General features: G+C 37.9%; 9 protein-coding genes and 1 tRNA gene. 3 read left to right on the plus strand and 7 right to left on the minus strand.

The features are described 5' to 3' along the window. Positions 1-10 precede the first annotated feature (10 nt). The 5 genes from PERMA_RS01960 to rpsT form a co-directional block, all read right to left on the minus strand. A complete protein-coding gene (locus tag PERMA_RS01960; protein ID WP_041530991.1) occupies positions 11-799 on the minus strand; it encodes a TatD family hydrolase in 789 nt (262 codons plus the stop codon). Between the two features lies 1 nt (position 800). Beyond that, entirely contained in the window at positions 801-2,684 is a 1,884-nt protein-coding gene (ftsH, locus tag PERMA_RS01965) for an ATP-dependent zinc metalloprotease FtsH (RefSeq protein WP_012675894.1), read from the minus strand. Beyond that, positions 2,685-4,043, minus strand: a complete 1,359-nt coding sequence (gene tilS / locus PERMA_RS01970; protein ID WP_012676683.1) for a tRNA lysidine(34) synthetase TilS — start codon at positions 4,041-4,043, stop codon at positions 2,685-2,687. It lies immediately after the preceding gene. 38 nt (positions 4,044-4,081) lie between these two features. Beyond that, a tRNA-Met gene (locus tag PERMA_RS01975) sits at positions 4,082-4,155 on the minus strand. Positions 4,156-4,163: 8 nt separating this feature from the next. After that, the gene (gene rpsT / locus PERMA_RS01980) at positions 4,164-4,442 is read right to left on the minus strand and encodes a 30S ribosomal protein S20 (protein WP_012675604.1); all 279 of its coding nucleotides are present in this window, start codon (positions 4,440-4,442) and stop codon (positions 4,164-4,166) included. A gap of 163 nt (positions 4,443-4,605) precedes the next feature. Here rpsT and PERMA_RS01985 point away from each other — a divergent pair, with 163 nt between their 5' ends. Next, positions 4,606-5,808 (plus strand): methionine adenosyltransferase, encoded by a 1,203-nt coding sequence (locus PERMA_RS01985; RefSeq protein WP_012676192.1) that lies wholly within the window; start codon positions 4,606-4,608, stop codon positions 5,806-5,808. A gap of 107 nt (positions 5,809-5,915) precedes the next feature. After that, positions 5,916-7,910, plus strand: a complete 1,995-nt coding sequence (locus PERMA_RS01990) for a methyl-accepting chemotaxis protein (RefSeq protein WP_012676939.1) — start codon at positions 5,916-5,918, stop codon at positions 7,908-7,910. Here PERMA_RS01990 and rgy read toward each other — a convergent pair whose 3' ends face one another. Continuing rightward, positions 7,911-11,405, minus strand: coding sequence for a reverse gyrase (gene rgy / locus PERMA_RS01995; RefSeq protein ID WP_012676084.1), 3,495 nt, complete (start codon positions 11,403-11,405; stop codon positions 7,911-7,913). It abuts the gene before it with no gap. Between the two features lie 73 nt (positions 11,406-11,478). After that, positions 11,479-12,483: an SDR family NAD(P)-dependent oxidoreductase gene (locus tag PERMA_RS02000; protein ID WP_012676728.1), complete on the minus strand. Its 1,005-nt coding sequence runs from the start codon at positions 12,481-12,483 to the stop codon at positions 11,479-11,481. A gap of 56 nt (positions 12,484-12,539) precedes the next feature. Between PERMA_RS02000 and PERMA_RS02005 the strand changes: the two genes are divergently transcribed. After that, positions 12,540-13,649, plus strand: coding sequence for a glycosyltransferase (locus PERMA_RS02005; protein ID WP_012675901.1), 1,110 nt, complete (start codon positions 12,540-12,542; stop codon positions 13,647-13,649). The last annotated feature ends 29 nt before the right edge of the window (positions 13,650-13,678 follow it).

Here is a 13,678-nt window from a genome sequence, read left to right on the forward strand (position 1 = left end):
AGATTTTATATCATTCTAATATTTTATCAACAATTATATTCTCATATTCTTCTATTTTAAAAAGCCTTTTTGCATTCCTGTCAGTTATCTTCTCAAGCTCTTCACTGCTTATTCCAAGAAGTGATGAGACATAATCAAGTGTGTAGTATATATATGAAGGCCTGTTAGGCTTTCCCCTTTTCTTCTGTGGTGATAAAAATGGGCTGTCTGTCTCTAGTAAAAGTCTGTCAAGAGGTGTATTTTTCAGAACCTCTCTAAGACTGTCAGCTTTAGGGTATGTTACATTTCCTGCAAATGATATATAAAAACCCATATCAACCGATGCTCTCATCATATCAATGCTTCCGCCGAAGCAGTGCATAACTCCCGATGCCGGATAAGGGTAATACTTTTCCAATATCTCAACTGTCTCTTTATCAGCTGACCTTGAGTGGACAACTAATGGTAGTTCAAGTTCCTTTGAGATCTGTATCTGCTTTTCAAAAAAGTATATCTGTCTATCTTTAGGTGTTATATCTCTGTAAAAATCAAGTCCTGTCTCTCCTATAGCAACGACCTTTCTTTTTTCAACCGCTAAGCTCCTGAGATTATCAAGATCTTTATCATCTATACCGTTAACGTCGTAAGGATGAAAACCTATAGAAGCATAAACATTCTCAAATTTTTCAGCTAACTCTATAGCCCTGTATATCTCTTCTTTATCACAGCCTATAGTGATTATATAGTCCAGTTTCTCTACACTTTCTAAAAGATCTTCCTCAGATTTCAGCATATCAAGATGAGCGTGTGTGTCTATCATATCAGTCAACCTGTCCTGCTGGAACTTCAGGTGCTGATGAGTCAGATATTACTTCAACCACAGACTTTCTACATCTGTTTACAACAGGAACACCGTACTTCTCAAGTATAGAGAGCATCTCCTCACATGTTATCGTTTCCTTGTCTATAAGAAGCTCAACAACAGCTGTGACAGCGTCTTTATAGTTCTCTATTATCTGTTTTGCCCTTTCGTAAGACTCCCTTAAAAGCCTGCTTACCTGCTCATCTATCTTTCTTGCTGTCTCCTCACTTATCTCAGGACCCTGTGAAGGTGTAAATGGGTTGTTTCTTGAAGTTGATACATGTATAGGTCCAAGCTCATCTGTCATTCCCCAGGATGCAACTATTCTGTATGCAAGCTCCGTTGCCCTCATAAGATCATTTTCAGCTCCTGTTGTTATGCCATCTTTTCCGTAGAAAACCTCCTCAGCAGCTCTTCCACCAAAAAGCTGATGAAGTCTCGCCATAAGATCCTTTTTAGAGTAAAGATGTCTGTCTTCCTCAGGGAGATTTACAGTAACGCCAAGGGCCATTCCCCTTGGTATGATTGAGACTTTATGTAATGGATCAGACTCTTTAAACATCATACCTACAATAGCATGTCCAACCTCATGGTAGGCTATCTTCTCTTTTTCAGCAGGTGTTATTGCCATTCCCTTTCTCTCAAGACCCATCATTATCCTGTCCATAGCGTCCTCAAACTCTCTCATACCAACCTTCTCTTTTCTTCTCCTTGCAGCAAGCAGTGCAGCTTCATTTACAACATTCGCAAGATCAGCCCCTGAAAATCCTGGTGTTCCCCTTGCTATAACCATAAGATCAACATCATCACCTAACGGTATATTTTTCTTTTTAACGTGAACCTTAAGTATCTCGTATCTTCCCTTAACATCAGGTTTTGGAACTGATATCTGTCTGTCAAATCTGCCAGGTCTTAAAAGTGCTGGATCAAGTATGTCAGGTCTGTTTGTTGCTGCTATAACTATAATACCTTCACTTGAATCAAAACCATCAAGCTCAACAAGAAGCTGGTTAAGCGTCTGCTCCCTCTCGTCATGTCCTCCACCAAATCCAACACCACTTCTTGCTCTACCTACGGCGTCAATCTCATCTATGAAAACAAGACATGGTGCATGTTTTTTTGCTGTCTCAAAAAGATCCCTTACCCTTGCTGCACCTACACCAACAAACATCTCAACAAAATCTGATCCTGATATGGATATAAAAGGAACATTTGCCTCACCTGCTATAGCCTTTGCAAGTAATGTTTTACCTACACCAGGATCACCGTAAAGAAGGATACCTTTTGGTGCTCTTCCACCTAACTTCTGGAATCTCTGAGGCTCTTTAAGGTAATCTATAAGCTCTTTGACCTCTTCCTTTACCTCGTCCATGCCGGCAACATCATCAAGTTTCACATTAGGTTTTTCCTCTAAATATACCTTTGCCTTTGATTTTGCGAATGAGAAAGCCCTGTTACTTCCACCTGACATCTGTCTCATCATGAAGATCCACAGACCTATAAACAGGAGAATAGGAAGCCATGATATCAGAAGTGTTGCAAGCCATCCGCTTTTCTCCTGAGGAACAACGGTTATCTGGACGTTATTCTCAGAAAGTATGTCGTATATCTTATCGTAACCTTCAGGTATAACTGTCTCTATCTTTTTCCCATTTTCTGAGATGGCAACGATCTCCTCACCTTTAACTGTGGCCTCTTTAATCTTTCCTTCATTTACCATCTCAACAAACTCAGTAAAGGACACTTTATGTTCAAATGAAGGTTTTGCACTGAACATATTAAAGGCAAATATCATTAAAGCCCCTATTAGAAACCATATTAAAAGGCTTTTTGAAAACTGCATCTATACCTCCTCTAATTCAAAACATATTAACTTTTTACCTTTTTCCGTTACAGGAAAATATGCCGATCTCTTATATCCTGCAATCCACAATATTTTATTTCCATAAACAACAAGCGGTATGTTCTCTCTCATATCTGAGGGTATTTTTAAGTCTATCATAACATCCTTCAGTTTTTTCTCCTTTTTTCTACCAAAAGGTATAAACCTATCACCTTTTCTTCTGTTTCTCACAACAAACTCAGCATCTTCCATACTTTCAATCTGGAAGCATACCTTTTTCCTTTCATCTTTTAATTTATCTAATGTGTAGTCTGTTTCAATATAGGATTTTATATACAGATTAGCCTCTTTTACAAAGATCTTTTCCCCTGGTTTTATCCTGTACTGGTAAGGCTCTGTTTTTTCCTTTACCTTCTCTATATATAATGTGCTGTATCTCCTTATAAGGTTGTACTCTGGACTTAATCTTATACTCTTTGTTCCCTCTTTTTTTTCTATAATCTCCATAATATCCATAATCTGCCTGTATGAAGGGTATACTCCAGTTTTTCTGTAGATCCAGTTCTGAATAGCTCTGTAAACCAGGGCTTTATCGTAAACTAAAAGCTCCTCTAATTCTATCTTACCGTTGAGAAATTTCTGTGAAATCTTTTCAGACTCTTCCTCAAGATACTGATCATCTAATGATAGGAAGTATGAGAGTGTAAGCAGAGATCCTTCAAGTGATGGGTTTATCCCTTTTATATGTGGGATAATATTGTGCCTTATCCTGTTTCTCAGAAAGTCTGTCTCAAAGTTTGTGATATCTATCCTGTACTCAATTCCTTTTTCCCTGGCGTAGTTCTCTATCTGATCCTTGTTTATCAGGTATAAAGGTCTGATTATATCCCTCTCTTTAGGTCTGAACCCTTTTATTCCTTTCCTGTTCCCCTGTATGAACCACATTATCATGGTCTCCACAAGATCGGAAAGATGGTGTCCTGTAGCGAGTCTGTTAATTGATCTTTCTTCCATAACCTTCCTGAAAAAGCTGTACCTTTCCTCCCTTGCCTTCTGCTCTATGGATTTTTTCTCCTTTTCGGCAAGTGATTTTATATCAACCTTTTTTGTGAATATCTCCAGTCCATACTTTTTTGCGAAATCTTCACAGAATCTCTGATCCTCGTCAGACTCTTTTCTTAAGGAGTGGTTTAGATGGGCTAGATAGATATCAGATATTTTAAGATGATCCCTGAATTTTATTAGAAGATATGTGAGAACAGTGGAATCTATACCTCCAGAGAATGCAACGAGTATTCTATCCCCTTCAGAGATGAGACTGTATTTTTTTACAGCTTCTAAGAACTTTTTCTCAACCAAGGCAACAGGCGGGAAACCGCCATCTGATTTTATTAAAATGGCGGTGGCAGGACTCGAACCTGCGACTCCGCGGATATGAGCCGCGTGCTCTAACCAGCTGAGCTACACCGCCATACTTCTTTACTGTGATAAAGATGCTTTAGCAGCGTTAACTTTTCTGTATATTCTTGAGACCCTTCTTGCTGCCTCGTTTTTGTGTATGGCCCCTTTAGCAGCAGCTCTGTATGCCAGCTTCTGAGCGAGAGGTAAAAGTTTTTCAGCTGTTTCTATATCTTTATTTTTAAGAGCTTCTGTTATTCTCTTTATAGCTGTTTTCATTCTTGATATATGGTACCTGTTAAGCAGTCTTCTCTTTTCTGCCTGTCTTATTCTTTTCTTAGCTGAACGTGTATGAGCCATGAAAACCTCCTTTTTTTCTTAAGCGGTTAAATAATTTATCCCAAATACAGTTAAAAATCAAGAATCAAGACTAATATTATAGAACATTCATAACAAGTTGTAAACATTAAAAAAATATATTATTCTAATATCTTCTCTTAAAAATTAATCTGGAGGTTTTAAATTGGCAAAGATCGCTGTTGGAACCCTTGAATTTCCAAAAGTTTCAGATCTGCCTGTTGAGATTGTTGAAAGAAAAGGTATTGGACATCCTGACACTATATGTGATGCTCTTGCTGAGGAGCTTTCCATAGCTTTATCCGAGCTTTACAGAAAAGAGTGCGGTGCTATTATGCACCATAATGTTGATAAAGCACTTTTAATAGGTGGTATAGCGGATCCCAGGTTTGGCGGCGGTCATATGGTTGCTCCTATTGAGGTTTATCTTACAGGAAGGGCTATAAACGAGCTTAACGGGAAGAGGCTTCCTGTTGAGGAGCTTGCTATAGAAACTGCTCACAGATGGTTAAAGGAGAATATACCAAATATAGATATATCAAACCATATAATCATCCATCCCAAGCTAAAACCTGGAAGTAAGGATCTTGTAGAACTTTTTGAGAGATTTCAGATAAAGGGAGAGATACCGCTGGCAAATGATACATCATTCGGTGTTGGTTATGCACCTTTCAATGATATAGAAACTATCGTTTACGAGCTTGAGAAGGCTTTAAACAGCAAGGAGTTTAAAAAGGAACACCCGTATGTTGGTGAGGACATCAAGATTATGGGTGTTAGAAATGACGATTATATAAGGATAACTATAGCTATGGCTTTCGTTGACAGGTATGTTAAGGATGTTAACGATTATATGGAAAAGAAGGAGATAGTTACAAACTATGCTTATTCCCTTGCTAAAAAGCTTACAGACAGAACTGTTGATATATTCATAAACACTGCAGATGATCCGGATAATGAGTCTGTATACATCACAGTTACAGGAACATCAGCTGAGGCTGGTGATGACGGACAGGTCGGAAGAGGTAACAGGGTTAATGGTCTTATAACACCTTACAGACCTATGAGCCTTGAAGCTGCTGCTGGTAAAAATCCGGTTTCCCATATAGGAAAGATATACAACACAGCAGCTATGGATATGGCAGAGAGGATAGTTTCAGAGATAGAGGAGATTGAGGAGGCTTACTGTTATCTTGTTAGCCAGATAGGAAAACCTATTACAGAACCTCAGGTATGTGATGTTAAATTAAGAATAAACAAGGATATAAAAGGTATTGAGGAAGAGGTAAGAAGGATAGCCCAGGAAGAGATAGATAAACTCCCAGAGACATGGAACAAATTCCTTAAAAGACATTTCAGACTCTATTAAAACTCTGAGGGCTTATGCCCTCTTTTTATCTAAAGTTATTTCTCTTCTTAGACGATAATTTATATCAAAATTCCCTTTATATCTGCCACTGTTTTAAGGAGGTCTATATGTATTTTTTCTCTAATCTCTCAATAAAGACAAAACTACTTATACTTTCATTAGTTCCTGTTCTGGTCATACTTTTTTACTCAGGATTAATATTCAATGGAAACTACAATAAATACAGAGAGACCCAATCTTTAGAACATGCTGTTAATCTTTCTGTTAAGCTATCTGCTGTTGTTCACGAAGTCCAGAAAGAGAGAGGAAGAACCGCTGGTTTTCTTGGTAGTGAGGGAAAGGAGTTCAGATCTGAGCTTTCAGCCCAGAGAAAATTAACTGATAAAAAGGTAGATGAGTTAAAAAGTTATATAAGAAAGATAGACCTTTCCCATCTTCCCGAAGGCTTGAAGATGGAGATAAATGTTATCCTTGAGAAGGTAGATACGATCCCGCAGATAAGAAGAGAGGTTGATGATTTTAGCATAACATTGAGAGAAGCTATAAAGTTATACACCGATATAAACACAAAATTACTACATGCCATCGGTTCAATAGCAAAGTACAGCTCTGATGCGAAGATAACAAGGGAACTTGCAGCATACGTGAACTTCTTATTAGCAAAGGAAAGAATGGGTATTGAAAGAGCTGTTCTTTCAGCTGTTTTTGCAAGGGATTCTTTTAATGAACATCTCTACCAGAGGTTTCTTTCTTTACTTTCGGAACAGAGAGCCTTTCTTACAGGCTTTAAGATGCTTGCAACAGACAAATTCCTTAATTTCTACAAAAAAACGATGGTTGGAAAAGCTATAAAAGAAGTAGAAAGGATGGAAAATATAGCCCTTGAAAAGGCGTCTGTAGGCGCGTTTGGAATAGATCCGTCATACTGGTTTGATACGATAACTGAAAAGATAAACCTTATGAAGAAGGTTGAAGATTATATGTCCGACAGCCTGATAAATGATATATCTGCTGCAAAGGAGAGTGTTTTTAGAAGTCTGATTTTAGAGACAGCCTTTTCAGCGGTTATTATATCAGCTATTTTACTCCTTGGATTCGTTATACAGAGATCAATTAACAGGTCTATACAAGTTATAAAGGAAAGTGTTGATTATATAGCCCAGACAAAAGATTTCACGAAAAAGATTTACCTTGACTCAAAGGATGAGATGCATGATATAGCTGATGCTGTAAATAACTTCCTTGAGGCGTCAAAGAAGGCTATAGAGCAGGCTAAGATCTCTGCAGAAGAGAATGCTTCTATAGCATCAGAGCTTTCAGCAACAGCTGTTGAGATAGGAAAAAGGGCGGAAGAAGAATCAAAAATAGTGATGGAAACAACTGAAAAAGCCCTTGGAACACAGGAACCTTTAAGAAATCTCGTAAGTAAACTTGATGAGACAAAAGAAGAGATAAAGAAGGCAAACGGGATACTTAACAGGGCAAGTAACCAGATAAATGAGCTTATAGTTACAGTTAAAAGAAGTGCTGAAGAGGAGATGGATATTGTCAGGGAGCTTGAAACACTTAAAAGAAGCACAGATAAGACACAGGAGGTTCTTAAACTTATAGAGGATATAGCTGACCAGACGAACCTTCTCGCTTTAAATGCTGCGATTGAGGCTGCAAGGGCAGGTGAGGTTGGAAGGGGTTTTGCTGTTGTTGCAGATGAGGTAAGATCACTTGCTGAGAAATCAAGGGAGTATGTTGACAGTATAACCGAGACAATATCCGAACTTATAAATGAGATAAACCTTATAACAGAAAAAATATCCTTTAATGCAGAGAATATAACAAGACTGACGGAATCGTCATCACATGTTGAAAGGGATGTGGATGAGGTCACATCCGTTATGGATCAGACTGTCAGGATGGCTGAGGACGCCTCTGTAAGTGTGAGATCTATAGTTTCTGAGATAGAGGAGATAATAAAAGATATAGAAAGGATTAATGAGATATCTGGAGCTAATGCGAGAAGTGTTGAGGAGATAGCAACAGCCACGGAACATCTGTACAAACTTATAGAGAATCTGAACAAGATACTTGAGGAGTTTAAAACATGATCACTCCTCATAACTGTACTTACCTATCTCTACTTTGAAGAAAAGCTTTTTCTCCTCAAGCTCCTTAAACAGTTTTTCCAACTCTTTTTCATAGTCTGCCTTACCCTGCTCAATCCTGTCCATTAAGCTTTCAAGCTCTTTAGTAAAGCTCTCATTTACAAATCTATAGATATCTTCCCTTCTCTTTATAAGCTCCATAACCTGTCTTCCAAGTTTTGTTGGAAAGAGATATCCTCTTCTCTCAATTATGTAATGTCTGTCCAGAAGTTTCTGAACAGTTATTGCGTATGTTGATGGTCTTCCTATTCCTTTTTCTTTCATCTCCTTAATTATCTCACCAAATGTGTAGTATGAAACCTTAGGCTTGAGATGGTAGCTTTTTTTCTTAATATCTACCTTTCCTTCTGGAAGTTTATCTGTGCGGATTGGGAGGATAAGATCATAACCATGCTGGATTATATCTGTTATAAGATCAGTCTCAACCTCTTCATCAAAAGCTCTCACACTGTATACCACCTTTTCAACAACAGCCTCTCTCATCTGCGAAGCTATAAACTGCCTGAATATAAGATCATAAAGCCTTATATGTTTCCTTGTTATTCCCTGAAGGTTCATTGTGTATACCATTGATCTAAGTTCATCTGCATCAACAGCCCTTGTTGGTCTTATACATTCATGAGCTCCTTCGTATGTTGAGTATGTTCTTATCTTTATATACTCACTGCCAAAATTCTCCTGTATATACTCTTTGGCAACAAAAACACCTGCATCAGAGACCCTTATACTGTCAGTTCTGTGGTATGTTATAAGACCAGCCTCAAACAGATCCTGTGCAAGGCTCATTGTCTCCTGTGGTGAAAAACCAAGCTCCCTTGCTGAAGCTGTGAGCATTGTGTCAGTTGAGAAAGGTCTTACAAATAACTTTTCTTCCTTTTTTTCTTTAACTGAGACGATAACAAACTGTATATTCTGGTAGAACCATTTTGCCCTGTTTCTGTCTTCAAAACTGAACTCAACAGGAATGTTATCTATAAAGACTCTCACAACAGCTATCTTCTGCTTTGCCTGGTCTGTTCTTTCTATTATCCATTCCAGAACAGGTGTCTGTACTCTACCTGCTGATAGATAATGTCTGTGAAGCTTCTCCTGAACATACTGTGATATTGTAAAACCTATCCATCTGTCTGAGATTCTCCTTAAAAGCTGTGCTTTTACAAGGTTTTTGTCAATATCTCTGTAGTTCTCAACAGCCTCTAAAAATGCTTTCTTAGTAACCTCGTGGAACTCTGCTCTTTTTACATTAAAGTTGTAAGGCTTACTTAATAGGTATAGATCGTAGCTTATCTTCTCACCTTCAGTATCAGGGTCTGTTGCTATAAAAACCTCCTGAACCTCAAGATCAAGCTCCCTTATACCTTCTATAATATGTTTTCTGCCTTCATCAATAGGTTCAAATACAGGTATGAAATGACTGTTCTTCCTGACGCCAAAGTACTCCTCTTCTTTGTTAAGATCAAATATATGACCTTTACTGGCTATGATCGTTAAGAATTTATCTCCTATAGCTATCTCGTAGGCGTCTATACCTTTGAGCTTTCTTCTTAATGGCTTACCAAAGAAGTTTGCTATTGTTCTTGCCTTATTAGGTGATTCCACGATAACAACAGTTGTTTTAAAGGACTGCCTCTCCTCAACGATTATCTCACCTGAAAGAACCTTCCTGACATTCTCCCTGTCCTGATCTATCTCTTTCAATATCTTTTCAAGATCAACCTGATCTGCAGGTTTAAACTGGATGTCCTCACTGAACCATCTTACTTTTTTCTGGAGTGAGTAGAAGGCTTTATCATCATCAACAAGAAGATATGCAAGACCTTTTGTTAGACCTCCAGCATAAAGCCTTGATGTTCTCCCTGAAGCCTGTATATAACCTGTTACATCCGCTGTTATAAGTATGAATCCCTCATCAGTTTTTTTAAGTGTTATTTCCGGTGAATCTTTTATCTGGTCAAAAACCTCGGGTTTCTCAACAATACTTTTTACATATACCTGTATCTCCCTCAATCTTTCAGCCTTTTCTCTGTCTAACTTCTCTTCAGGTATGAAGGCGTATACCTTCAAAAAGTTTATATACTCGTAAAGCTGTCTGACTTCCTGTGGATCTATAAGTTTTTTCTTTATAAGAAATGGGGTTAGAGTCAGCATAAAGTAGTAAAGATGTATAAACTCCTCCTCAAATCTTATGTTGAACTGTAGTTTTGGAACACCTACAAATAACGCATATCTTATAACATCAGGAAGATCAAGACCTCTTGCTATCGGGTTTCTGTAGCTTGCAAAACCAACAACTACAGGTATCTCACCTGATCTGAACTTCTCTAAACTGTCCATAAGGTCTTCATACGAGATAGCATTTATACCTTTCTCATTTAAGAACTTAACATACCTTTCTAATGTCTCTCTTGTTTCAGATGATGAGAGGAAAACAAGCCCTCCAGATCCAAGTTTTTTTATCCTCTCAACGGAAGTTTCCCATACATCATCAGGCTTCTCATAAAGATCTTCAATATTTCTGAGTGTCAGGGAAGGTCTTCCAACCTCAAATCCAAGAAGCTCTCTGAAAAGGTTTACCCTTTTTGATCTTGGGTTTGATGTGGCTGAGGATACTATAAGAACACCTTTTCTCTTCTGACTTATCCTGTTTATCTTTTCCTGCCATCTGTTGAATATCTCAAGATCTTTCTCTTCTGGCTGACCCTGTCTGAAAATTTTCTGTTTAAATGTTATGAACTTTAATGTATCCTGTATATCCTCTTCTGAAAAACCAAGTAGCATAAGTATCTTGTCTATATTCTTTGCACTTTTTAACACGCTATCAACATCATCAACAAAGACAAGTGAGAACTCACCTTTTGGAATTATGTCTATATTTTTGTACAGGAACATAGTTGTTGTTATCAGAATATCAAACTGGTTATTTTTTATCTTCTCTTTAAGCTCCTCCTGTTTTTTCTTTGTTTTTGCAAATTTTGTGCTGTAAGCCAGAAGTTTTTCAGGATCCATACCAAATGATACAAGCCTGTCATAAGCCTGATTAACGAGAACCTGCGTTGGGAATATAAGGTATGTTTTTTTACCTTCCTTTTCTGAAAGATATTTTGAAAGAACAAGACCAAATGTTGTTTTCCCTATCCCTGTGGGTGCTAAAAGTGCGTATGATATATTCAGAAAAAACCTTTTGGTCCATGTTTCCTGTATTGACCAAAGATCGTTATTTATTATCCCTTTAAAATAACTTTTAAAATCATTTACCTTATCCCATAGCTCACATATTGAAACAAACCTGCCGTAACCTAATATACCGCATATATCTTCCCTTGGTATCTCCTCAGGCAGACAGCTTTCACATAGAAGACCTTTTTCTAATCTTTCAGCTGTTATCTCCCCTCCGCAGTTTGGACAGATATCCTTATAAACAATAGGAATTGCAGACAATATGATCCCTCCTTTACCTTGATCTCTTAATATTAAGATATACTCAGGCTTTCAGATTTTCACTTTCTGAGGTCTATATATTCTGTTTTCCCTCTTCAAGTTTTATATCTTTAAGCCATTCTCTGTTCTCAATATACCACTGGACAGTTCTTTTTAACCCTTCATCAATACTTATCTCAGGACGCCATCCAAGTATTTTTTCAGCTTTCTCAATATCAGCCCATGTCTCCTTCATATCAGCTTTATGAAAAGGTCTGTACTCTATTACAGCCTTCTTTCCAAGTAGATCTTCTATCTTCTGGATGATACTTTTTAAAGAGATTGGGTTTTTACCCCCACCGAGATTTATGATCTCATACCCGAGATTTTTCATTGCCAGAACTGTCCCCTTGGCTATATCATCAACATATGTAAAATCCCTTGCCTGTGATCCGTCCCCGAAAAGCTTTATAGGTTTTCCCTCGTCTATCCATTTTATAAACCTGAATATACTCATATCAGGTCTTCCTGCGGGACCGTAAACTGTGAAGTATCTTACAACTGTTATATCGAGACCGTAAAGATAATGGTAAGTGTAGGCCATAACTTCGGCAGCCTTTTTTGAAGCAGCGTAAGGTGATATAGGTGTATTTACAGGTAGGTCTTCCTTGAAAGGCATAGGCTGTCCGGCGTAAAGAGATGATGTTGAAGCTAAAACCATCTTTTTTATACCGTGATCTTTCATCATCTCAAGTAGATTTAATGTTCCCTGTGCGTTTGTCTGGAGGTAAACATGTGGATTCTCCATTGAGTATCTAACACCTGCCCTTGCTGCGAGGTTCAAAACAGCATCAAACTGGAAGCTATCAAAAAGAACCCTCAAAGCTCCTAAATTTTCTATATCAATATGGAAAAACCTGAAGTTTTCATACCTTTCAAGATCTTTCTTTCTCCACTCTTTAAGGCGGACATCATAGTAGCTGTTCATATTGTCAATCCCAACAACATTAAAACCGCCTTCAAGGAGTAGTTTTGATGTTTTCCATCCAATAAATCCCGCTGCTCCTGTTACAAGAACTGTCTGACCTTTTGCTTGCATCTGTTAGCTCCTGATATAATTTGAAACAAACAAATTATAGCACCGGGAGAAGATATTTGAAAAAGGATATAAGGATACTTGAGATAATAGACAGCCACGGCTGGTGTGGAACAAAGGAGCAGACATATCTCATAACAAGGGAGCTGTCAGGATATTTCCATGTTGATCTTGCACTTGCTTTTGATCATAAAGAGATGATAGAGAGGCTTGATAAAAAAGTCCCTCTGAAATTTTACGAGATAGACAACGGGAGCAAAAGAAGGTTTAATATAAAAAACTACAGAAGGCTTTACAGAATAATAACCGAAGGAAATTACGATGTTGTAATTCCAAACTCCTCGTGGTCTTTTAACTACCTCAGGATCATTTACCCTTTTCTGAAGAAAAAACCAAAAGTTATAGCAATGAGAAGATCGGGATATATCCCTTCATTTGTCTCGAAGTATCTCAAGTACTCAATAGCTGACAGAATTGTTGTTGTTTCAAAGGATGTTGCAAAGCAGCTTGCTGAAAATGGTTTCTTCCCCGAAAAACTTGTGACTATAGAAAGCGGAATAGACCTTTCAAGGTTTAAACCTTATGATGAGTTCAGAGATGCTGTAAGGGAAGAACTTGGGATATCTGATAGGGAAAAAGTTTTCATAAATGTTGCAAACTGGCAGCCGTGGAGAAAAGGCCAGGACATACTTTTAAAAGCTTTCAAGGATCTTAACTGTGAAAACTGCAGGCTGATACTTGTAGGAAACGATACAGATGGTGAGGAAGCAAAGAGTATGATAGATCAGCTTGGACTTAAAGATAAGGTTATTACACTTGGTTTCAGACCTGATGTTGACAGGCTTCTTCAGGGAGCTGACTTTTTTGTTCTATCATCAAACTCTGAAGGGATAGCAGGTGCTCTCCTTCAGGCTATGGCTTCTGGAAAGGTGGTCTTATCTACACTTGCTGGAGGTATAGCTGAATATCTAAAGGATGGGTACAACGGTTTTTCTGTTCCTGTTGGCGACACAAAAGGTCTTGAGGAAAAGATGAGACAGATGCTCAGCCTATCGGATGATCAGTACAGAGCCATATCAAAAAATGCTGTTGAGACAGCAAAAAGATACTCTATAGAAGAGACAACGAAAAAATGGGTTAAACTGATAGAAGAAGTTGTGAACAGCTGATACTTTTTCTGATATTATTGATTAAAAAA

Origin of the sequence: Persephonella marina EX-H1 (assembly GCF_000021565.1) — a bacterium.
Lineage (GTDB): Bacteria > Aquificota > Aquificia > Aquificales > Hydrogenothermaceae > Persephonella > Persephonella marina.